Source organism: Pseudomonas sp. FP453 (genome assembly GCF_030687495.1).
Lineage (GTDB): Bacteria > Pseudomonadota > Gammaproteobacteria > Pseudomonadales > Pseudomonadaceae > Aquipseudomonas.
Map to the genome: position 1 here is coordinate 1,338,058 of NZ_CP117435.1, position 19,763 is coordinate 1,357,820.

General features: G+C 60.7%; 25 protein-coding genes and 1 pseudogene. 22 read left to right on the forward strand and 4 right to left on the reverse strand.

The window, feature by feature from the left end; all coding sequences use genetic code 11:
* Window position 1 precedes the first annotated feature (1 nt).
* From PSH87_RS05965 to recX, 18 genes and pseudogenes are all read left to right on the forward strand, one after another.
* Complete coding sequence (locus tag PSH87_RS05965; RefSeq protein WP_305432875.1) at window positions 2-613, forward strand: phage baseplate assembly protein V; 612 nt, start codon at window positions 2-4, stop codon at window positions 611-613.
* Between the two features lie 9 nt (window positions 614-622).
* Entirely contained in the window at window positions 623-955 is a 333-nt protein-coding gene (locus tag PSH87_RS05970; protein ID WP_017738269.1) for a phage baseplate protein, read from the forward strand.
* Window positions 952-1,947 carry a baseplate J/gp47 family protein gene (locus tag PSH87_RS05975; protein ID WP_305432876.1) on the forward strand — a complete coding sequence of 332 codons (996 nt, stop codon included), beginning with the start codon at window positions 952-954 and terminating at the stop codon, window positions 1,945-1,947. The genes PSH87_RS05970 and PSH87_RS05975 overlap by 4 nt, the downstream gene beginning before the upstream one ends.
* A pseudogene (locus PSH87_RS05980) lies at window positions 1,944-2,574 on the forward strand (phage tail protein I). The gene PSH87_RS05975 and the pseudogene PSH87_RS05980 overlap by 4 nt, the downstream one beginning before the upstream one ends.
* Complete coding sequence (locus PSH87_RS05985; RefSeq protein ID WP_305432877.1) at window positions 2,575-4,044, forward strand: phage tail protein; 1,470 nt, start codon at window positions 2,575-2,577, stop codon at window positions 4,042-4,044.
* Window positions 4,045-4,053: 9 nt separating this feature from the next.
* Window positions 4,054-4,482 carry a phage tail assembly chaperone gene (locus PSH87_RS05990; protein WP_305432878.1) on the forward strand — a complete coding sequence of 143 codons (429 nt, stop codon included), beginning with the start codon at window positions 4,054-4,056 and terminating at the stop codon, window positions 4,480-4,482.
* Between the two features lie 80 nt (window positions 4,483-4,562).
* Window positions 4,563-4,754: a hypothetical protein gene (locus tag PSH87_RS05995; RefSeq protein WP_017738263.1), complete on the forward strand. Its 192-nt coding sequence runs from the start codon at window positions 4,563-4,565 to the stop codon at window positions 4,752-4,754.
* Between the two features lie 2 nt (window positions 4,755-4,756).
* Window positions 4,757-5,923, forward strand: coding sequence for a phage tail protein (locus PSH87_RS06000; protein ID WP_305432879.1), 1,167 nt, complete (start codon window positions 4,757-4,759; stop codon window positions 5,921-5,923).
* Window positions 5,923-6,429: a phage major tail tube protein gene (locus tag PSH87_RS06005; RefSeq protein WP_017738261.1), complete on the forward strand. Its 507-nt coding sequence runs from the start codon at window positions 5,923-5,925 to the stop codon at window positions 6,427-6,429. Before PSH87_RS06000 ends, PSH87_RS06005 begins: the two co-directional genes overlap by 1 nt.
* A 152-nt stretch (window positions 6,430-6,581) precedes the next feature.
* The gene (locus PSH87_RS06010) at window positions 6,582-7,154 is read left to right on the forward strand and encodes a phage tail assembly protein (RefSeq protein WP_017738260.1); all 573 of its coding nucleotides are present in this window, start codon (window positions 6,582-6,584) and stop codon (window positions 7,152-7,154) included.
* A 128-nt stretch (window positions 7,155-7,282) separates the two neighbouring features.
* Window positions 7,283-8,389 (forward strand): hypothetical protein, encoded by a 1,107-nt coding sequence (locus PSH87_RS06015; protein ID WP_305432880.1) that lies wholly within the window; start codon window positions 7,283-7,285, stop codon window positions 8,387-8,389.
* The gene (locus PSH87_RS06020; protein WP_017738257.1) at window positions 8,389-8,772 is read left to right on the forward strand and encodes a phage tail protein; all 384 of its coding nucleotides are present in this window, start codon (window positions 8,389-8,391) and stop codon (window positions 8,770-8,772) included. The genes PSH87_RS06015 and PSH87_RS06020 overlap by 1 nt, the downstream gene beginning before the upstream one ends.
* Entirely contained in the window at window positions 8,765-8,977 is a 213-nt protein-coding gene (locus PSH87_RS06025) for a tail protein X (protein WP_017738256.1), read from the forward strand. Before PSH87_RS06020 ends, PSH87_RS06025 begins: the two co-directional genes overlap by 8 nt.
* 9 nt (window positions 8,978-8,986) lie before the next feature.
* Window positions 8,987-9,997, forward strand: a complete 1,011-nt coding sequence (locus PSH87_RS06030; protein WP_305432881.1) for a contractile injection system protein, VgrG/Pvc8 family — start codon at window positions 8,987-8,989, stop codon at window positions 9,995-9,997.
* Window positions 9,998-10,018: 21 nt separating this feature from the next.
* The gene (locus PSH87_RS06035; RefSeq protein WP_305432882.1) at window positions 10,019-10,576 is read left to right on the forward strand and encodes a glycoside hydrolase family 19 protein; all 558 of its coding nucleotides are present in this window, start codon (window positions 10,019-10,021) and stop codon (window positions 10,574-10,576) included.
* An 89-nt stretch (window positions 10,577-10,665) separates the two neighbouring features.
* The gene (locus PSH87_RS06040) at window positions 10,666-11,166 is read left to right on the forward strand and encodes a CinA family protein (RefSeq protein ID WP_017738253.1); all 501 of its coding nucleotides are present in this window, start codon (window positions 10,666-10,668) and stop codon (window positions 11,164-11,166) included.
* 84 nt (window positions 11,167-11,250) lie between these two features.
* Window positions 11,251-12,309: a recombinase RecA gene (recA, locus tag PSH87_RS06045; protein ID WP_017738252.1), complete on the forward strand. Its 1,059-nt coding sequence runs from the start codon at window positions 11,251-11,253 to the stop codon at window positions 12,307-12,309.
* Between the two features lie 8 nt (window positions 12,310-12,317).
* A complete protein-coding gene (gene recX / locus PSH87_RS06050) occupies window positions 12,318-12,785 on the forward strand; it encodes a recombination regulator RecX (RefSeq protein WP_026136987.1) in 468 nt (155 codons plus the stop codon).
* A 157-nt stretch (window positions 12,786-12,942) separates the two neighbouring features.
* Here the strand turns inward: recX and PSH87_RS06055 are convergent, their stop codons facing one another.
* The gene (locus PSH87_RS06055) at window positions 12,943-14,055 is read right to left on the reverse strand and encodes a TIGR00730 family Rossman fold protein (protein WP_017738250.1); all 1,113 of its coding nucleotides are present in this window, start codon (window positions 14,053-14,055) and stop codon (window positions 12,943-12,945) included.
* Window positions 14,056-14,345: 290 nt separating this feature from the next.
* Window positions 14,346-14,783: a PA3611 family quorum-sensing-regulated virulence factor gene (locus tag PSH87_RS06060; RefSeq protein ID WP_017738249.1), complete on the reverse strand. Its 438-nt coding sequence runs from the start codon at window positions 14,781-14,783 to the stop codon at window positions 14,346-14,348.
* Window positions 14,784-14,963: 180 nt separating this feature from the next.
* Between PSH87_RS06060 and PSH87_RS06065 the strand changes: the two genes are divergently transcribed.
* The 3 genes from PSH87_RS06065 (at window position 14,964) to PSH87_RS06075 (ending at window position 17,023) form a co-directional block, all read left to right on the forward strand.
* Window positions 14,964-15,683 carry a tRNA-uridine aminocarboxypropyltransferase gene (locus PSH87_RS06065; protein WP_026136986.1) on the forward strand — a complete coding sequence of 240 codons (720 nt, stop codon included), beginning with the start codon at window positions 14,964-14,966 and terminating at the stop codon, window positions 15,681-15,683.
* 251 nt (window positions 15,684-15,934) lie between these two features.
* Entirely contained in the window at window positions 15,935-16,585 is a 651-nt protein-coding gene (gene erdR / locus PSH87_RS06070; RefSeq protein WP_194936857.1) for a response regulator transcription factor ErdR, read from the forward strand.
* 75 nt (window positions 16,586-16,660) lie between these two features.
* Window positions 16,661-17,023, forward strand: coding sequence for a diacylglycerol kinase (locus PSH87_RS06075; RefSeq protein ID WP_003189051.1), 363 nt, complete (start codon window positions 16,661-16,663; stop codon window positions 17,021-17,023).
* 3 nt (window positions 17,024-17,026) lie between these two features.
* Here the strand turns inward: PSH87_RS06075 and PSH87_RS06080 are convergent, their stop codons facing one another.
* Window positions 17,027-17,953, reverse strand: a complete 927-nt coding sequence (locus PSH87_RS06080; protein ID WP_017738246.1) for a LysR family transcriptional regulator — start codon at window positions 17,951-17,953, stop codon at window positions 17,027-17,029.
* 125 nt (window positions 17,954-18,078) lie between these two features.
* On the opposite strand from PSH87_RS06080, the gene fpr reads away from it, so the two are divergent.
* On the forward strand, window positions 18,079-18,858 hold the full coding sequence (fpr, locus tag PSH87_RS06085; protein WP_003172178.1) for a ferredoxin-NADP reductase: 780 nt from the start codon (window positions 18,079-18,081) through the stop codon (window positions 18,856-18,858).
* Window positions 18,859-19,009: 151 nt separating this feature from the next.
* Here fpr and tsaA read toward each other — a convergent pair whose 3' ends face one another.
* A complete protein-coding gene (tsaA, locus tag PSH87_RS06090) occupies window positions 19,010-19,705 on the reverse strand; it encodes a tRNA (N6-threonylcarbamoyladenosine(37)-N6)-methyltransferase TrmO (RefSeq protein ID WP_305432883.1) in 696 nt (231 codons plus the stop codon).
* Between the last annotated feature and the right edge of the window lie 58 nt (window positions 19,706-19,763).

Below are 19,763 nucleotides of genomic sequence, written 5' to 3' on the forward strand. Positions count from 1 at the left end.
CATGTTCGACGCATTGCTGCGCATGCAACTCGGGCCGATTGTCGAGCGCCTGGTGGACATGGAAGCCCAGCTCGAAGACCTCTACCGACGTGCGGAAAGCTTCTGCCGGATTGGCGTGTGCCAGGAGGTCGACGCCGCCAGCAACACCTGCAAGGTCAGTCATGGCGATTTGCTCAGCCCGGCCATCCGTTTTTTCAACCCCAGCGCCGGTTCGCAGACTGAAACCCGCATTCCCTCGGTGGGTGAGCAGTGCCTGTTGCTCAACTACGGCGGTGGTGAAGGCGGAGCACAATCCGTGGCCTTGTTCGGCCTCAACAGTAGCCTGTTTCCGCCAGTGTCCGGCGTGGCCTCGCTGACCCGGCGTCGGTATCAGGACGGCACCCAAAGCGACTACGACGATGCCAGCCATACGTTCAATTGGAGCAACGGGCCGACCACCGTCAGCGGTTCCCGTGAACAGCTGAACGTGACTGTCGGCGCCGCCACGCTGACGCTGACCCAAGACAGCATCACCCTGCAACTCGGCGCCAGCGGCTTGTTGCTGGATGCCGCCGGCGTGCATTTGAGCGGCCCGGTGGTGGACCACCACGGCCGCGTGATCAGCAGCGCATAAGGATTTTCCATGATCGGAATCGATAGGAACAGCGGGGCAGCGGTCGACGACTGGCTGCAATTCGTCCAGCGCGCCACCCGAGCGCTGACCACCCCCGTGGGCACTCGCCAGAAGCGCCCGTTATATGGCTCGAAGATCCCGCAGCTGCTCGGCCAGAACCTCGGTGACGACCTGTTGATCCTCGCCCAGAGCCACGCCGCCGACGCGTTCTACAACGCGCAGAACGGCATCACCGACTTTCAACCCCAGGTCATCGTCGCGACCCGCCAGGGCGCCGGCTTGTTACTGCGTTTTGCCGGCACCTGGAAAAACCGCCAACAATCCTTCGAGGTCGTCACATGAGCATGCTGATCCCTGGCCAGAACCAACTGGCGGAACCGGCGATTATCGCGGTCGATGCGTTCGAGCCGTTGCTGGCTGAATTCAAGGCGTTCGTCGTCGACTATGTGGCCACCCGCGCGCCGCAGAGCGCGGCCAAGCTCCAACTCAGCCTCGACAATGAAAGCGAGCTGCTGACCCTGGCCCTGGAAGCGTTTTGCGTACGCCTGCAAACCCACGAACGCCAATACAATGCGCGCATCAAGCAGATGCTGGCGTGGTGGGCCACCGGCAGCAATCTGGATGCGCGCCTCGCAGACATGGGCCTGGAGCGCCAGGTGCTCGACCCTGGCGACCCGGCGGCATTCCCGCCTGTGCCGCCGACGCTGGAAAGCGACGATGACGCTCGCCTGCGCTATTACCTGGCACCCCACGCCCCTGCGGCGGGCTCGCGCATGCAATATCGCCGCGAAGTGTTCACGTTGGGCGAACGGCCAGCGGTCAAAGTGCAAAGCGCCGCGCCGGGCGTGGTGACGGTCAGCTACACCTTCAACCCGGACGGCTACGCCGCGCGGATCAAGGATGGCAATGGTCGGCGTACCGCGCCTGGCGAGGTGATGGTCACCGTGCTCTCTCGGGATGGCGATGGCAGCGCCTCTGCCGATTTGCTTGACGGCGTGCGGCGACATTTCGCACGGCCCGATGTACGGCCGGAGACCGATCTGGTCACGGTCCAGGGCGCGCAGATCCAACGCTACAAGATCCGCGTGGTCGCCAAGATCAACGCGGGCCCCGATTCGGGGTTGACCCAGGTTGCCGCGCAACAGTTGCTGCAAACCTATGCGGAGTCCTGTCATCGCCTGGAAGGTCGGGTCGATCCGAGCTGGATCGACTACGCCATCCACAGCGCCGGCGCTGCGCAGCTGCAAATCCTCGAACCGCTGGCGCCGATCATCAGTTCGGCGTTCCAGGCGCCGTACTGCACGGGTGTCGAGGTGGAGGTGCGCACGCTATGAGTGAGCCCAAGACAAGCCTGTTGCCCGCCAACAGTTCACCCCTGGAAAAGGCCCTGGACCTGGGCTTCGGCTACTTGCTGGAACGGGTCACACCGCCATTTCCCCAACTGATGGACCCGGATCGTACGCCCGCAGCGTTTTTGCCCTACCTGGCAGCGGACCGCGCGGTGAACGAATGGAGTACCACCGCGCCCGAGGCCGAGAAGCGCCTGACGGTCAAACTCGCCTGGCCCACCGCCCGCCAGGCCGGCACTCGCCAAGCCCTGGAAAACGCCGTCAAAGGCCTGCGACTACGCCCCGAAGTGCGTGCCTGGTACGAGCAGAAACCGCGAGGTGTGCCCTACAGCTTTTGCCGTCCGAGTCTGGACCGAATTGCCCTACAGCGAAGCCACTGACCTGCGACTCGATCGACGTCTGGCTGATGCCAAAAGCGAGCGCGACATCTTCTCGGTCTCCATCGGCCTGAGCGCGTCGGGCCGCCACACCATCGGCGCTGCCACGCTGTGCGGCGAACTCACCACGATCTACCCAAACGTGCTGGCCGGCGTTGAGGCCACGGGCCGCGCCTGTTTGGCGGCCGGGCTCTACACCGTCGAAACCACCACCCTTTATCCACAGGAGCACTAAATGGCTGACTATTACACCCTGCTCACCAACGCGGGGATCGCCTACGAAACCGCCTGCAAGGCTGCCGGCGTGCCGATCAAACTGGCGCAGATCTCCGTCGGCGACGGCAACGGCGCTGTCTATAACCCTGATGCCAGCGCAAAAGCGCTGAAACGCGAAGTCTGGCGTGGGCCGCTGAACGCGCTGTTTCAAGATGAAAAAAACGCCAACTGGCTGATGGCTGAGGTCACCATCCCGTCAAATGTCGGCGGCTGGTATGTACGGGAGGCCGGGCTGTGGACGGACAGCGGGATCTTGTACGCCATCGTCAAATACCCGGAGTCGTACAAGCCGGTGTTGACGACGTCGGGGGCGGGCAAAGAGTTTTACATTCGCTCGATTTTCGAGACGACCAATGCCGCCAATGTGACGTTGTTGATTGATGACACGGTGGTGAAGGCGACTCGGGCGTGGGTGATGGACTACGTGGAGAAGAGGACTTATTCGAAGGCTGAGGTCGATACGATGATTGCCAAAGCCTCGGCGTTGCCGGTCGGCTCGGTCATCGCCTTTCCCGTGAATAAAGTTCCGCCAGGCTTTCTTGAGATCGATGGGAGTATCAAGAGCGCCGCAGCTTATCCCGACCTGTCCGTATTTCTGGGGGGCGCGTTCAACAAGGGGGATGAAGGTGTCGGAAACTTCCGGCTGCCTGAGTCTCGCGGAGAATTCTTGCGCGGCTGGGATCATGGCCGTGGTATAGACGCAGGCCGAGAAGTTGGCAGCTGGCAAAAAAGTACGTTGCAGGTGTTTGACTACAGCACCGTAAGCCCATCTGTTGGGGGGTTGTGGCACACGGGGCCGGACGCTGAGGCCTTGAGTACACATGGCCTGGATCCTATTGTGCAAAGTGATTATCCCGTCAGCTATTCCATTTATGCGACCGGGACCCAGACGACCCAGAACGTCGGCTTAGGCGGTACTCGCCCGCGAAACCTGGCGGTCATCTGGTGCATCAAAGCGTGGAACGCCCCAGTCAACCAGGGCGTCATCGACATTTCGGCACTGGCAGCACTGGCCTCGCAGGCAACCGAGCTCAAACAAGGCACAACCAAGGTCGCCACGGCTGTGCAAATGCTCGATAGCACCAATGATTTGGTCATGGTCACACCGAAGAAGCTGCGCCTCGGCTTTGCCTCAAGCTTTACCCCAACGGGCTATTTCGTTTTCCCAAGTTGGCTTGGCGGCTTGGTTATTCAATGGGGCGTCGTTGACTACCAGACAAGCGGCGATAGCTTGCTACCCGTCTCGTTTCCCGTTGAGTTTCCCTACTCTGTGCTCTATGCCGACTGGACTGTTGATAGCGATATTTTGAGCTCAGTGATCGGATCTTACGTTTACCAGGTCACGAAAAAAGGCATGACCTTGACGTGCGATAAACAAGTCACCTCTGTGGCAACCGTTGTTGCGCGCTGGTTTGCGTTCGGCAGATAAGGAGAATTTATGCGTTTTTACAGTCCATCGACAGGCTGCACGTATCTGCCTGCGATACATGGCGAGAATATTCCGAGTGATGCAGTAGAGATCTCGGATGAGGTTTTTCTACAGGTTATTGCGAACCCGGAGCGAGGCAAGATCCGCGCGCACGATGATAACGGTCAGCCCTACCTGATCAGCGCGCCAGTCATTGAGATTGACCTTGCGGTCGTAGAGCGCCTGTGGCGAGACGCTGAAATTGAAAGCGCTAAATGGCTGCGTGAGCGTCATCGCGATGAACTTGAGATCGGTGTTAACACAACGCTGACGACTGAGCAGTTTTCGGAGCTGCTGCTGTACGTGCAATCACTGCGCGACTGGCCGCAATCGCCGAACTTCCCCAATAACCAGCAGCGGCCAGTAGCGCCAGCCTGGATCGCCAACCAAACCGAATAAACGCCCCGCCCTGACGGGGCGTTTTCTTTCCTGATTCAAACCCCGCCGCCTCGAGCGGCTTTTTTGTGCATGGAGTGCATATGCCCACCCGCCAAACCTACACCGTCCTCATCCCATTCCCCACCCACGCCGGCCACTGGTCTGTCGTCGGCGAGGAACTCGACCTGCTGGACGTCGAAGCAACCGCCTTGCGCACCGCTGGCCGTCTGGAACTGACCAGCGTCCTCAACGCCACCCCGGCCCCAAAGGCCACCACCGAGAAGGCTGACTAATCATGGCTGAGGTTTTGAACTTCGAGCACAACGGCATCACCGTCAACGCGACCGAATCCCCCGAGGCCATGGGTGGCCTGGGCGATAACGTGATCGGCCTGGTCGGTACCGCGCCGAAAGCCCACGCGTCGATCCCGAAAAATTCGCCGTTCCGTATCAACAGTTTCACCGCCCAGGCGTTGCTGGACCCTACCGGCGCCGAGTCGGGCACGCTGTTTCATGCGGTGTACCAGATCCTCAAGGTGGTGAAGGTGCCGGTCTACGTGGTGATCGTGGAGGAGGGCGCAACCGCGGCCGATACCCAGAACAACGTGATCGGTGGCGACGAGCCGGTCACCGGTCGCAAGCTGGGCCTGGCGGCACTGGCCAGCGTGCCGGAAGACCTGACCATCATCGGCGCCCCGGGCTTCACCGGCGTCAAGGCGGTGGCCGGTGAGTTCGCGGCCTTCGGCAAGCGCATCAAGGCCCGTGTGGTGCTGGATGGCAAGGACGTGGCGGTCGCCGGCCAAGTGACCTACAGCGGCGAACTGGGAGGCGCCGACCTTGGCTTCGACCGTTGCCTGCTGGTGCACAACATGCCGTCGGTGTACTCCAAGGCGGCGAAGAAGAATGTGTTCCTGGCGCCGTCGTCCCTGGCGATCGCCGCATTGGCCAAGGTCAAGCAGTGGGAAAGCCCGGGCAATCAGGTGACGTTCGCCGAGGATGTTTCCCGCGTCGTCGAGTACAACATCCTCGACACCTCCACCGAAGGCGACCTGCTCAACCGCTACGGCGTCAGCTACTACGCCCGCACCATCCTCGGCGGTTTCTCGCTGCTGGGTAACCGTTCCATCACCGGCAAGTTCATCAGCTATGTCGGCCTGGAAGATGCCATCAGCCGCAAGCTGGTCAAGGCCGGCCAGAAAGCCATGGCGAAGAACCTCACCAAGTCCTTCATGGACCAGGAGGTCAAGCGCATCAACGACTGGCTGCAAACCCTGGTCGCCGACGAAACCATCCCCGGCGGCAGCGTGTACCTGCACCCGGAATTGAACAGTGTCGAGAAGTACAAGAACGGCACCTGGTTCATCGTCATCGACTACGGCCGCTACGCGCCGAACGAACACATGATTTATCAACTCAACGCCCGCGATGAAATCATCGAGCAGTTCCTGGAGGACGTTCTCTAATGTTTACCAACCGAGTCAGACAGGCCATTGCGGCCACCCTTCAAGGCCTGCCGTTGTCCGCGACGGTGGAGGAATTCACCCCGCCGACGATCGAGTTCGAGATGGAGCCCATGTCCGGCGGGCGTTTTATCGCCGAGGAAATGGCCAAGAGCGGCAAGGTGCTCAATGCCACATTGATGCTGCAAGGCGCCGGCCCGGAAATCATGCTGGCCCTGGGTGTGCGCCTGGGTGACGACATCCTGCTGAACGTGCGCGAAGCCGGCCAGGACCAGGACGGCAAGACCTATTTCACCTACCACACGGTCGGCGGCAAGCTCAAATCCCTGGCGGAAGCCAAGCTGAAAATGGGCGACAAGGCCACCACCACCCTGGAGTTGTCCTGCCGCACCTACAACCGCCTGGAAAACGGCATCCCGGTGATCGACATCGACGTACGCACCCAGAAGTTCGTGCTCAACGGCGTCGATATCCTCGGCGATGCACGCCGCGCCGTGCTGATGCCTTAAGGCCGATCGAGTTCCCTGTGGGAGCCGGGCTTGCCCGCGATAGCATCACCTCGGTCTAGCTGAATGACCGAGTCGCCTGCATCGCAGGCAAGCCAGCTCCCACAGGGACCGGCGCTCGCCCTTTTTTACAACGTTACCCAAGGAATTGCCCCATGGCCTGGATGCCACCGCTGCACCGCCTGCTCTCGCCGATCACCGCCGACACTGGCGCGACGATCGAGCAGGTTCAACTCAAACCGCTGTACTACGCCGCGCAAAAAGACGCGCTGGCCCGGGCCGGTGATGATGAGGACGATCAGTTCTTCGAACTGGCGAAACTCGCCACCGGCCTGTCGGAAAAAGAGCTCGACCAACTCAAGCGCCCGGACTACGTGACCATCGCCCAGTTCGTACATGAGATGTCGACCCGTCCTGCGTCGTTCTTCCTCGGCGAGCCGGCGCCATCGAGCCACGAACAACCGGTCCAACTGCTGCTGCCGGTGGATGCCGCCGGTCGCACCCACACCGCACTCGACCTGGAAATGCCCGCCCTGCGCGCGACCAAGGTGATGAAAAAACTCGCCACCGCCAAGGACCGCGCCGAATTCATTACCGCCCATTGCACCGGGCTGATGATCCCCGATCTTGCCGGCCTGACCGTGCCCGACTGGACGGGGTTGCAGGAGCGCATTGACGATTTTTTAAATCAACCGGCGGCCTTCTTTCGCAACGGGACATTGACGTAATCCTCGATGTGGTGCCGCTGGTTTACTCGGTCAATGAAGCGGAGATCCTGGAATGGGACGCCGCCAAAGCCATGCGCCGCTACGACATCGCGATCACTCGCCTTGGCGTCAAACAGGAGTAGAGCGGGATGCAAGACACGAAATATGGGATGAGGCTCGCCCAGGAGGACTTGCGCTGGATGATCGGCGACGCCGACCTTGGCAATGTGCTGGCGCCGTTTTCCGCCAGTGCGGCGGCCCCCGTAAGCCTGGATGGGGTCGCGCAGCCGCAGTTGGAACTGCGCTCTGCGCTGGTCACGCTCAGTGTGGACATCAACGCCTTGGCCCAGGAAAACGTGCGGCTGCGCGAGACGTTGGAGACGCTCAACAGCACGCTGTTCATCAACGGCGATGCGCTGCTGCCCAAGGCTGCTGATGTGGCCGCGAGCGCGCCGAAGGACCAGCCTGAGGCTGCCGGTGCAGGCTTGTTGGACACGATCAAAGACAAGTTCATAGAAAAAGCGGTTGATCTGGTCATGGACGCGGCCGTCAATCAATTCAAAGAGCGCAAAAAAAACGCTGGGCGCAGCGCAGGGAGGCGCAGTCCGTCCAAGCGAAATCGCCAGGCCGTGGGGGGCTTGTCAAACAGCTTTCAGCCGGGGCCGAACTCGCAACGTTTTCAGTCCTTTGCCGGGGCCAGCGTTGCAGCTAGCGCACCCAACCTAAGCGCAGGCGCCTTGGCCGATGCTGTCGGCACACTGCAATCCGTCGGCATTCGCCGGCTCGGGCCATTGAGAGCCGCCGCAGCTGCCGTGGATGTGATCCAGGGCGTACGCAACGGCGACGCCAACGCCATCGGCTCCGGCCTGAGCACGGCGGGCGGCGCGTGGGCTGGCGCCTCTGCGGGAGCCGCCATCGGTACCCTGGTGTTTCCCGGAATCGGTACGGCTGTCGGCGGCGCCATCGGTGGTTTGCTGGGCAGCGAAGCGGGCGGCTGGCTGGGCGAGAAACTGTTCGGCCCCAGTGATCGCCTGCCGGCGCCCGATGCCGTGAGCAAAGAGCTCAACAGTACTCGCGCGGATAACGTGCAGGTGTCCATCGCGCCAAGTATCCAGATCACCGGTGTGAACCCTGCCGATGCCCAGCAGGTGGTCAGCCAGGTGATCCATGCCCTGCAATTTCAATGCATGCCGATGGTCACGGACGTGCTGGGGGTTCGCCGCAATGCGGCTCTCGCCGACCCAGGAGGTGATTGATGCGACAACAGATGGTTTTGGGCGATTTCATTTTTGGTTTGTCCCGGGGTTTTGCCTATGCCTCGCTGATCCGCAACAGCGACGGTGGCTGGAGCGACCTGGCGATTATTGCCAGCAAGCCGCAGTCGCGGCAGAGCGGCCAGAAGCTGGAAAAACTCACGTTCAATGGCAAGGCCATGTACGGCATTGGTATGCAGCGCCTGGATGAGCTGCGTGCCTTGCAAGGCTTGCGCACACCGTTGCCGCTGGTGGATGGCATCGGCCGCAACTGGGGCCTGTGGCGTATCAATTCGGTTAAGGAGACCCAGAGCAACGTGATCGATGACGGTACGGCGATGCTGATGACCTGGACCCTCGAACTGGAGGAATTCGTCAATGCGTAGAGTGCGAAGTATCGCCGGTGACTCGGTCAACCTGCTGCTCTACCGCGAGCTGGGGCGTTGCGATGATGCGGCCGAAGAAACCCTGTGGCGCCTGAACCCCACGCTCGCCGAATACGGCCCGGTGCTGCCGGCGGGTGTGTGGGTGATCGTGCCGGAAATACAAGCGCGGCCGGCTGCGCTGCGCCCCGTTCTGGCGTGGGATTAAGGAGGCGGCATGACACAGGGATTTACACCTATCGTGGAGTTTTACGGCGCCAATGCGGCGTTGCTCAATCAGCGCGTCATGCGCTGGAGCCATACCGATGGGGCTGGCATCCAGTCCGACCGGCTGGAATTGACCCTCAATATCGAGGGGTTGGAAGGCCTGCCGAGCGTGGGCGGCAAGATTGGCTTGCGCGTGGGTTACAAAGAGACGGGGCTGGTGGAAAAAGGCGAGTTTCTGATCAGCCAACGCACCCCCGTACTGTTTCCCATGCGCTTGCTGATTGTCGCGACAGCGGCGCCTTTCAGCGAAAAGGACGCGAGCGGCTATCGCCAGCGTCGATCGGCCAGCTACGGGCCCATCACGCTGGGCGCGCTGTTTCGCCAGCTGGTCAGCCGGCATGGGTTTTCGCCGCGTGTGGCGCCGTCGCTGGAAAGCGTTCCGGTGCCGCATATCGATCAGTCCAATGAAAGCGACATGGCATTCATTACCCGGCTGGCCAAGCGTTATTGCGCGATCACCAAACCGTTCAACGAACTGTATGTACTCGCCGAAGCCGGGAAAACCCGGACATTGACCCTGCAACAATTGCCGGAGGTGAAATTGTCTGTGACCCAGGACAATCGCCCCGGTGATCGCGCCTTTATTATCGCCACGCTCAACGACAAGACGCGCGCGAAATACCAGGGCAGCCGTGTCACCTGGTGGGATGCGGCGGGGGGCAAGCAGCATGTGGTTGAAGTGGGCATTGCGCCGTTCAAGGCCGTGCGCCAGCGCTGTCAAAACGCGGCGGAAGCCCGTGCCGTCGCTGAAGCCGAGCTGCGCCGGGCCGGGCGCGAGGGGTTGGAGTTGGTGATTGATTGCCCGGGCAATCCGTTACTGGCCGCCGAAGGGCTGTTGCGGCTCGATGAGAGCTGGCCGGGTTACATGCAGGGGCGGTGGTCGATTACCCAGGTGGTGAATTCGAGCGACCCGGTGGCGGGGTATCGCAGTTCGATCACCGCCGGCGGTTTGTCGGAATAGGCACTTTTCAGGGAGCGATTGATGCAGATCACACTGGCTCAACTGATTCAAATCCTGCCGGGAGCCCGCCTTGGAGCGGGCGTTTTTTTGCCTGGGTTCAATGCCGCGTTTGCCGTGTATGGCATCGACAGTGCCCGACGCGTCGCTGCGTTTATCGCGCAAATCGGCCATGAGTCTGGCGAGTTGCGTTACGTACGTGAGCTCGGGAGCGAGCAGTATTTGAGCAAGTACGACACGGGGCTATTGGCCGCGCGCCTGGGCAATACGCCAGAACCGGACGGTGATGGCCAGTATTATCGGGGCCGGGGCCTGATCCAGATCACTGGCCGGCGCAATTATCTGGCCTGTAGCGAGGCGTTGTTTGGTGATGATCGCCTGTTGCGGGAGCCGATGTTGCTGGAGCAGCCGCAATGGGCCGTCGCCTCGGCTGCCTGGTTCTGGCAGAGCAATGGCCTGAATGAGCTGGCCGACAAGGATCAGTTCACCACGATTACGCGGCGTATCAATGGCGGGCTCAACGGGCTGGAGGATCGCTTGCGGCTGTGGACGCGGGCGAAGACGGTGCTGTGGGTTTCTTAGGCGCGTGGTCTCTTGAGACAGTCCGTCACTTGCACGCGCGATTGGCTCCTGTAGGGTAGGCGAACCCCCGCCCAAGACTGGAGACGACCGTGAAGGAAATCACTCAACTGGCTGCTGAACTGGGTCGCCGTTTACAGGTGCTCAATGCCCACGTCACCACCGCCGAATCCTGCACCGGCGGCGGTATTGCCGAAGCGATCACGCGGATTCCGGGGAGTTCGGCTTGGTTCGAGGCGGGCTATGTCACTTATTCCAATCGGCAGAAGACCCGGCAACTGAATGTGCCGGAAACGTTGTTTCCCAAAGTGGGCGCCGTCAGCCAGGAAGTGGTGGAAGCGATGGTCCGCGGCGCCCAGGAAAAAAGCCTGGCGCGCTTTGGCGTGGCGGTCAGCGGTGTCGCGGGGCCGGATGGCGGTTCGCCGGACAAGCCGGTGGGCACGGTGTGGCTCGCCTTTGGTGTCGGCGATGACGTCACCGCCGAGCTTGAGCACTTCACCGGCAACCGCGATGAGGTCCGCCGACAAACGGTAAAGGCCGCGCTAGAGGGCTTGTTGCGACGAGCTGCAGCAGAAATAGAAAATCAGGGGTAGGCGATCCCCGATCTTTGTGGAACAATACTGTCTACTTATACAGGTGTTGGCCGTTCCGGCCTTATTGATTACGTGAGGACTTTAATGGACGACAACAAGAAGAAAGCCTTGGCTGCGGCCCTGGGTCAGATCGAACGTCAATTCGGCAAGGGTGCCGTAATGCGTATGGGCGATCACGACCGTCAGGCGATCCCGGCTATTTCCACTGGCTCTCTGGGTCTGGACATCGCGCTCGGCATTGGCGGGTTGCCAAAAGGCCGTATCGTTGAAATCTACGGTCCTGAATCTTCCGGTAAAACCACCCTGACCCTGTCGGTGATTGCCCAGGCACAGAAAATGGGCGCCACCTGCGCGTTCGTCGATGCCGAGCACGCCCTCGACCCTGAATACGCCGGCAAGCTGGGTGTCAACGTTGACGACCTGCTGGTTTCCCAACCGGATACCGGTGAGCAAGCCCTGGAAATCACCGACATGCTGGTGCGTTCCAACGCCATCGACGTGATCGTGGTCGACTCCGTGGCCGCTTTGGTACCCAAGGCTGAAATCGAAGGCGAGATGGGTGACATGCACGTGGGCCTGCAAGCCCGTCTGATGTCCCAGGCGCTGCGTAAAATCACCGGTAACATCAAGAACGCCAACTGCCTGGTGATCTTTATCAACCAGATCCGTATGAAGATCGGCGTGATGTTCGGCAGCCCGGAAACCACCACCGGTGGTAATGCACTGAAGTTCTACGCTTCGGTCCGTCTGGACATCCGCCGTACTGGCGCGGTGAAAGAAGGTGACGAGGTTGTCGGTAGCGAAACCCGCGTCAAAGTCGTGAAGAACAAAGTGGCCCCGCCTTTCCGTCAGGCTGAGTTCCAGATTCTCTACGGCAAGGGTATCTACCTGAACGGCGAGATGATCGACCTGGGCGTACTGCACGGTTTTGTTGAGAAGTCCGGCGCCTGGTATGCCTACAACGGCAGCAAGATCGGCCAGGGCAAGGCCAACTCGGCCAAGTTCCTTGCGGAAAACCCGGACATCGCCGCCACGCTTGAGAAGCAGATCCGCGACAAACTGCTGACTGCAGCGCCAGATGTGAAGGCTGCCGCCAACCGCGAACCGGTTGCAGAAGTCGAAGAAGCCGACACTGATATCTGAAGCAAACGATGACAGTTGTACTGGATACACTCGTCGCCGTTCGGCGCACTGCAATGGACCTGCTCGCTCGCCGCGAGCATGGTCGAGTCGAGCTGACGCGTAAACTGCGTCAGCGCGGCGCGGAGCCCGAGATGATCGACACCGCTCTCGACCGTTTGACGGAAGAAGGGCTGCTGTCGGAAGCCCGTTACCTCGAAAGTTTTGTGTCTTATCGAGCCCGCTCTGGCTACGGCCCGGCGCGGATTCGTGAAGAGTTGAGCCAGCGGGGCCTGCAACGTGCTGATATCGACCTTGCCCTGCGTGAGTGCGGAATCAGCTGGCAGTCGCAGTTGGAAGAGACCTGGCGGCGCAAGTTTTCTGGTCATCTGCCTATCGATGCCAGGGAACGTGCGAAACAAGGCCGCTTCCTGAGTTATCGCGGGTTCTCGATGGAAATGATCAGCCGCCTGCTCAGCGGTCGAGACATGGACGACTGAACTGCTACTTTGAAGATGCTCGCTGTGGCGAGGGCGCTTGCTGTGGCGAGGGAGCTTGCTCCCGCTGGGCTGCGCAGCAGCCCCAAACCCTCCCCACAAATCGCCCATAAAAAAGGCCCACTATGAAAATAGTGGGCCTTTTTTTTTGCTCAAAAAATCACGCCGGCTCCGGCGCCACTCGCTGCTGCACCTTGCCCTGAGCCTGCGCCCAGTTCTCCGGCAAGTTGATGAAATCCACCAGCTCCCGCAAGCGACCCTGGTCGCGACCATTAAAGTTGAACACCAACCGCGTCAGATGGCTGAACCTCGGCTCATCATGTTCCTCGCCCGTGTAAGCGAGTTGCTGGAACTCCCCGCTCAACCGCAAGCTGGCAAATTCGCTCTGCAAATGGGCCAGTGCTCGATCGCTCAGAGGATGATGCATGCGCATCACGAATTCGCGTTTCAACCAGCGCGTGGAGTGGAAGTTGGCATAGAACTGATTGATCTCCGCCACCGCTTCCTCTGCGCTGTACACCAGGCGTACCAGCTTGAGGTCAGTGGGCAGGATATAGCGGTTGGCTTCCAGCTGGCTGCGGATAAAGTCCAGCGCGCCTTGCCAGAAGCTGCCACCGGGAGCGTCCAGCAACACGACGGGCACCAACGGGCTTTTGCCGGTCTGGATCAGTGTCAGCACTTCCAAGGCTTCATCCAGGGTGCCGAAACCGCCCGGGCACAACACCAGGGCGTCGGCTTCCTTGACGAAGAACAGCTTGCGGGTGAAGAAGAAGTGAAACGACAGCAGGTTGTCGGTGCCGTCGATAGTCGGGTTGGCATGCTGTTCAAACGGCAGGGTGATGTTGAAGCCCAGGCTATGCTCCAGGCCCGCGCCTTCATGGGCAGCAGCCATGATGCCACCGCCGCCACCGGTGATCACCATCAGGTCCGATTTCGCGAGCATTGCCCCGACTTCACGGGCCAAGGCATACAAAGGGCTTTCGACGGGCGTGCGTGCCGAGCCAAACACCGTGACTTTGCGCCGCCCCTTGAACTGTTCCAGCACGCGGAAGGCGTTGTCCAGTTCGCGGATGGCTTGCAAGGTGATTTTCGCGTTCCAGCGGTCGCCGTTGTCCTGGGCCATGCGCAGTACGGTGAGGATCATGTCGCGATAAAGGGGAATATTCGGGCTGTTGGGCGCAATCAGCTGGAGTTGCGCTTCGACCTGCTGCGTGAGGTCGGCTCCGTTCTCTTCAAAATGGCGGAGCAGGCGGTCATTCGGTTCGTAAGGCATTCAACTTCTCCTTCTTGCAGGGCCCGGGTGGCCGACGAGCCATTCGCCGGAGGCGACGACACTGCATGTGTCGCTGCTTGCCGCTGGGGGCAACCTTCTTTTGCCCTGAAAATGTTACAGAACAGCAGGGGAAATGCTGTGATTGAAGGGTAGGGATGGCTTGATCATGAGCCGGAAAACCCTTGGCTGGCAACCACTTATTGGTTGCGCGAGAGAGAGTCTAGCTGCCCGAAAGGACTTGAAGCGGGGGAGTGCGCACCACCGGACGGCGGTGCGCGAAGGTCATGCCGTTACTTTTTCTTCTTCGCCACCGGGGCCGGGCAATCGGCTTCGACGAACTTCACCGACGCGACAGGACGGTTGGTCTTGTTCTCGGTAATCTCATAACGCATCACGGCGCCCTTGGCCATCAACTCGCGGTAGCCCTTGTTCAGGCACACGCTCTGGCCGAGCTGGAAATACACCGCCTTGGGGTTGGCGCGCATCTGTTCGGCACGGTCGGGCAGCACGCTGAGGTGATCGATCAGTTGCATGCCTTCAACGGTGTAGGCCACTTCCAGGGTCTTTTCGTCGATTTCCCGGGGCAGGTCCTTGTTGCTTTCAGCTGCGACGCTTTGCAGCTTGCGGTTCATTTGGGCCTCCAGCAGCGAGGCCGCCTGGGCGCCCACAGGCAATACCAGCGCGAGAGCGATGGACGGGGCGGCAAGGCGCAGCATGGAACGCAACATGAAACTCTCCTGATTCGGGTACTGGTGCATAGACCAGCCACTGCGCTGTGCGTTCAGTGGCGCGCAATTATAGGTGAGCCGTTGCCACTACAGCCAGGCGTATCGCTGGTAAACTGCCGCCACTTCAAGCCTTCCACGAGTTTTCACCGTGTCGATCTACCCGTCCCAACGGCGCATCCGATGAGCCACGCCGTCTCCCGCCTGCGCACCCAGCGTCTGGCCCGTGCCGTGAGGCCGTTCCTCAATCGCGGTTCCCGCGCCGAGCGCTGCCCCGGCTGTCGGGTCATCCCTGAGTACTGCCTGTGCGCCTGGCGGCCTAAAGTGGCGGCCAGGTCTGCGATGTGCCTGCTGATGCATGACGTTGAGCCGATGAAGCCCAGCAACACCGGCTGGCTGATCGCCGATGTGATCGACGACACCACCGCGTTTGCCTGGTCGCGCACCGAAGTTGACCCCGACTTGCTGACCTTGCTGGGCGACCCGCAATGGCAGCCCTATATCGTCTTTCCCGGTGAATTCGTGGTGCCCGAGCGGGTGGTCAGCCAGGTGCAGGTCGAAGAGGGCAAGCGCCCGCTGTTCATCCTGCTGGACGGCACCTGGAGCGAAGCGCGCAAGATGTTCCGCAAAAGCCCGTACCTGGAGCATTTGCCGGTACTGAGCCTGGCACCTGAGCAACTGTCGCGCTACAAGCTGCGCCGTTCCAAGCGCGATGATCATTTCTGCACGGCCGAGGTCGCGGCGCTGTGCCTGGAACTGGCCGACGACGGCGCCGCCAGTGAAGTGCTGGACGCCTATCTCGACGTCTTCAGCACCCATTACCTGGCGGCAAAATTCCAGTTACCCCTGGACCCCACCGACATCGTCCATACTCGTCTTGCACCCTATATCCCAGCGGTATAGCCAGACGACGTTTGCATGATGGCACCGTAAACCCGGCGCCGCTAAAATGCCCAAGGGCGTAGTGCTTGACCCCCCAGGCTACGCTGGGCATGCTGAGCGCCGATTGGGGCGCAACCGTGAATTTTCGACGTCGTTGCACGTGCTTTTGACGTCGAACTTGCCCTGTGGCGATGGCTGCCTGGCCGTCGCCTTGTGTATTGGCGAACCCTGAACCCATCAGGGCTCCCATAAAGAACAGGATCATTTAATCAATGGCCACATACGAAATCCTGATAGCCGATGACCATCCGCTGTTTCGCAGCGCCCTGCACCAAGCAGTGACCCTTGGCCTTGGCCCGGACGTGCGTTTGGTTGAAGTGGCCAGCATTGCCGAGCTGGAAGCCCGCCTCACCGAAAAATCCGACTGGGACCTGGTGCTGCTCGACCTGAACATGCCCGGCGCCTACGGGTTCTCGGGGTTGGTGCTGTTGCGTGGGCAATACCCGCAGATCCCCGTGGTGATGGTCTCGGCCCAGGAAGAAGCCGATGTCGTGGTGCGCTCTAAGGAGTTCGGCGCCAGTGGCTTCATTCCAAAGTCCAGCGCCATGGAAGATATTCAGAACGCCGTTCGTACCGTGCTGGATGGCGACGTGTCCTGGCCGCCGCAGGCGTTTGAAGAAATCAATGTGTCCGACGAAGCCAAGGCCGCCCGTGATGGCCTGGCCAGCCTGACACCCCAGCAGTTCCGCGTGCTGACCATGGTCTGCGAAGGCTTGCTCAACAAGCAGATTGCCTACGAACTGAGCGTGTCGGAAGCGACCATCAAGGCCCATGTCACGGCGATTTTCCGCAAACTGGGGGTGCGCACGCGGACCCAGGCGGCGTTGCTCTTGCAACAACTTGAGTCAATTTCGCAGCATTAAGTTGTTACCGATTCACGCTTTTTTGACTTGGCGTGATCTAGTTTCCCCACTTCTTTGGTTCAGTTGCCTACGTCTATGTCGCCTTTCAAGGGTCAAACCGGTATCAAACGTATCTTCAATGCAGGGGGCTATTCCCTGGATGGCCTGCGTGCGGCTTTCACCGGCGAGGCGGCTTTCCGCCAACTGGTGTTGCTCAACGTGATCCTGATCCCATTGAGCTTCTTCCTGCAGGTCAGCCGGGTCGAGCGCGCCTTGCTCATCGCCGTGTGCCTGCTGGCCTTGATCGTCGAGTTGCTCAACTCGGCGGTGGAAGCGGCGATCGACCGGATCTCCCTGGACCGCCACCCCTTGTCGAAAAACGCCAAGGACATGGGCAGCGCCGCGCAATTCGTCGCGCTGACCATGATCACCCTGGTGTGGGCCGTGATCCTGATCTAACCGTCAGGCAATGCTCGGCAGCACGATCTCGTCGCTGCGCTGAACCCCGGCGGTGAAGGCGCGGCACAGTTCCAGAAATTCGCGCATCGCCGAGGTCTGGTACTTCTGTTTATGCCAGATGAAGTAGAACTGCCGGGCCAGGTCCAGGTCCGGGGTTTCTACCGGCACCAGGCTGCCACGGCGGAATGCATCACGTAGCGCCAGCCGCGAAATACAGCCAATGCCCAACCCTGACTCCACGGCGCGCTTGATCGCCTCGGTGTGCTCCAGCTCCAGGCGGATGTTCAGTGCGCTGCGGTGATGGCGCATGGCTTGGTCAAACGTCAGGCGCGTGCCCGAACCTTGTTCCCGCAGAATCCACGCCTCACGAGTCAGTTCATCCATGCTCGCCACGCCACGCTTGGCCAGGTGATGTTGCGGCGCGCAGAACACCACCAGTTCATCCTCGACCCAGGTTTGCACCTCGATATCCGGGTGGCTGCAGTCGCCTTCGATTAGACCCAGGTCAATTTCGTAGTGCGCAACCTGGTGCACGATATGCGCAGTGTTCTGCACATGCAGCTTCACCTGGCTCTCGGGGTGTTGCTGCATGAAGCTGCCGATCAGCAGGGTGGCCAGGTAATTGCCGATGGTCAGCGTGGCGCCGACCGCCAGGGAACCGAAGCCGGACTTGCCGTTGAGCAGGTCCTCGATCTCCTTGGCCTGGTCCAGCAGGGCCACGGCCTGGGGCAATAGCTGATGACCGAGGGCGTTCAAGCTCAGCCGCTTGCCCGCGCGGTCGAATAATTGGCAGCTGGATTGGCGCTCCAGCTCGGTGATCGAGGTGCTGGCGGCGGATTGAGATAAGGCCAGAAGGCCAGCAGCGCGGGAGACGCTTTCCTGCTGGGCGACGGCGACGAAGACTTGCAGTTGACGGAGAGTAAATCGCATATCGATATAACCGATAACCCTTATCTTAATAATCCAGTTAACAGATATTGTCGCCGCCATTAGAATGCTGTGCAATTGCGCATCTATCTCTTTGGCGCAGACCCATTTCCAGGAGTTCCCCGTACATGAGCAACATGAACCACGAACGTGTCCTCAGTGTTCATCACTGGAACGACACGCTGTTCAGCTTCAAGTGCACCCGCGACCCGGGCCTGCGCTTCGAGAACGGTCAGTTCGTGATGATCGGCCTGCAACAACCCAACGGCCGCCCGCTCATGCGCGCTTACTCCATTGCCAGCCCGAACTGGGAAGAGCATCTGGAGTTCTTCAGCATCAAGGTGCCGGATGGCCCGCTGACTTCCCAATTGCAGCACTTGAAGGAAGGCGACGAGATCATCATCAGCAAAAAACCGACAGGCACCCTGGTGCTTGACGATTTGAAGCCGGGCAAACACCTGTACCTGCTCAGCACCGGCACTGGCCTGGCTCCATTCATGAGCGTGATCCAGGACCCGGAAACCTACGAGCGCTTTGAAAAAGTGATCCTGTGCCACGGCGTACGTTACGTCAACGAAGTCGCCTACCGCGAGTTCATCACCGAGCACCTGCCGCAGAACGAATTCTTCGGCGAGGCCCTGCGTGAGAAGTTGATCTACTACCCAACCGTGACCCGCGAGCCGTTCGAAAACGAAGGCCGCCTGACCGACCTGATGCGCAGCGGCAAGCTGTTCAGCGACATCGGCCTGCCGCCGATCAACCCCGAGGACGACCGCGCCATGCTGTGCGGCAGCCCAAGCATGTTGGACGAGACCAGCGAAGTGTTGAACAGCTTCGGCCTGAAAGTTTCGCCACGCATGCGTGAGCCGGGTGATTACTTGATCGAGCGAGCGTTCGTCGAGAAGTAAGCACCGCTCAAAAAAATGTGGGAGCCGGCTTGTGTGGGAGCTGGCTTGCCTGCGATGCGGACACCTCGGTCATTCAGTTGAATCGAGGTGATGCTATCGCAGGCAAGCCAGCTCCCACATAAGCGGCTCCCACATTTTGTTTCCGGTTTCTTCAACTGGCTGGGAGTACTTCCAGCACACATATCGTCCCAGCCTCGGGATAGTGCCACCGCACATCCACATCCCAGAGCTGCGCACCGTACTCGCGCTCAGGCCCAGGCGTCTGATACGCCGGCCGCGGATCTTGCGCCAAACACTGCTCAATCAGCGCCACCAACGGCTCATCTAGCCGCTGGGCGTGGTTTTGTGCCTGGTGCAGCGCGGTCTTCAGCCATTGCACGGGAATCAACGTGGGCGCACCGCTGGCCATGTCATTGGTGGCTGTGTCGATGATGTCCGCATAGGGCACGTACGGCTTGATATCCAGCACCGGCGTGCCGTCCAGCAGGTCGATCCCGGAAATCCACAGCCGTCCCGGCTCTACCTTGTCCAGCTTTACCACCGACTGGCCGATGCCATTGGGCCGGTGCGTCGCGCGGGTGGCAAACACGCCCATGGAGGTGTTGCCGCCCAGACGGGGCGGGCGCACTTTCAGGCGTGGCTTGTCTTCCAGGGCCTGGTGGAACAGAAACAGCAGCCACACATGGCTCACCTGTTCCAGCCCCTGCACCGCCTCGCCGCCGTCGAACGGCGCCACCAGCTCCAGCACGCCACGGGCGGCAGGCGCCAGTTGGGGTTGGCGCGGGATGGCGAACTTCTCCTTGAAACAGGAGCGCACGAAGCCAACGGGCGAGACGTTGTAGGGCATTTTTGGGGCCTCAAGTTGCAAGCTGCAAGTCACAAGCTTTTCACTTGGGGCTTGAAGC

Coding starts and splice junctions, on each gene's coding strand:
- PSH87_RS05965 (WP_305432875.1), top strand. CDS start 2: ATGTTCGACGCATTGCTGCGCATGCAACTCGGGCCGATTGTCGAGCGC.
- PSH87_RS05970 (WP_017738269.1), top strand. CDS start 623: ATGATCGGAATCGATAGGAACAGCGGGGCAGCGGTCGACGACTGGCTG.
- PSH87_RS05975 (WP_305432876.1), top strand. CDS start 952: ATGAGCATGCTGATCCCTGGCCAGAACCAACTGGCGGAACCGGCGATT.
- PSH87_RS05985 (WP_305432877.1), top strand. CDS start 2,575: ATGGCTGACTATTACACCCTGCTCACCAACGCGGGGATCGCCTACGAA.
- PSH87_RS05990 (WP_305432878.1), top strand. CDS start 4,054: ATGCGTTTTTACAGTCCATCGACAGGCTGCACGTATCTGCCTGCGATA.
- PSH87_RS05995 (WP_017738263.1), top strand. CDS start 4,563: ATGCCCACCCGCCAAACCTACACCGTCCTCATCCCATTCCCCACCCAC.
- PSH87_RS06000 (WP_305432879.1), top strand. CDS start 4,757: ATGGCTGAGGTTTTGAACTTCGAGCACAACGGCATCACCGTCAACGCG.
- PSH87_RS06005 (WP_017738261.1), top strand. CDS start 5,923: ATGTTTACCAACCGAGTCAGACAGGCCATTGCGGCCACCCTTCAAGGC.
- PSH87_RS06010 (WP_017738260.1), top strand. CDS start 6,582: ATGGCCTGGATGCCACCGCTGCACCGCCTGCTCTCGCCGATCACCGCC.
- PSH87_RS06015 (WP_305432880.1), top strand. CDS start 7,283: ATGCAAGACACGAAATATGGGATGAGGCTCGCCCAGGAGGACTTGCGC.
- PSH87_RS06020 (WP_017738257.1), top strand. CDS start 8,389: ATGCGACAACAGATGGTTTTGGGCGATTTCATTTTTGGTTTGTCCCGG.
- PSH87_RS06025 (WP_017738256.1), top strand. CDS start 8,765: ATGCGTAGAGTGCGAAGTATCGCCGGTGACTCGGTCAACCTGCTGCTC.
- PSH87_RS06030 (WP_305432881.1), top strand. CDS start 8,987: ATGACACAGGGATTTACACCTATCGTGGAGTTTTACGGCGCCAATGCG.
- PSH87_RS06035 (WP_305432882.1), top strand. CDS start 10,019: ATGCAGATCACACTGGCTCAACTGATTCAAATCCTGCCGGGAGCCCGC.
- recA (WP_017738252.1), top strand. CDS start 11,251: ATGGACGACAACAAGAAGAAAGCCTTGGCTGCGGCCCTGGGTCAGATC.
- recX (WP_026136987.1), top strand. CDS start 12,318: ATGACAGTTGTACTGGATACACTCGTCGCCGTTCGGCGCACTGCAATG.
- PSH87_RS06055 (WP_017738250.1), bottom strand. CDS start 14,055: ATGCCTTACGAACCGAATGACCGCCTGCTCCGCCATTTTGAAGAGAAC.
- PSH87_RS06060 (WP_017738249.1), bottom strand. CDS start 14,783: ATGTTGCGTTCCATGCTGCGCCTTGCCGCCCCGTCCATCGCTCTCGCG.
- PSH87_RS06065 (WP_026136986.1), top strand. CDS start 14,964: ATGAGCCACGCCGTCTCCCGCCTGCGCACCCAGCGTCTGGCCCGTGCC.
- erdR (WP_194936857.1), top strand. CDS start 15,935: ATGGCCACATACGAAATCCTGATAGCCGATGACCATCCGCTGTTTCGC.
- PSH87_RS06075 (WP_003189051.1), top strand. CDS start 16,661: ATGTCGCCTTTCAAGGGTCAAACCGGTATCAAACGTATCTTCAATGCA.
- PSH87_RS06080 (WP_017738246.1), bottom strand. CDS start 17,953: ATGCGATTTACTCTCCGTCAACTGCAAGTCTTCGTCGCCGTCGCCCAG.
- fpr (WP_003172178.1), top strand. CDS start 18,079: ATGAGCAACATGAACCACGAACGTGTCCTCAGTGTTCATCACTGGAAC.
- tsaA (WP_305432883.1), bottom strand. CDS start 19,705: ATGCCCTACAACGTCTCGCCCGTTGGCTTCGTGCGCTCCTGTTTCAAG.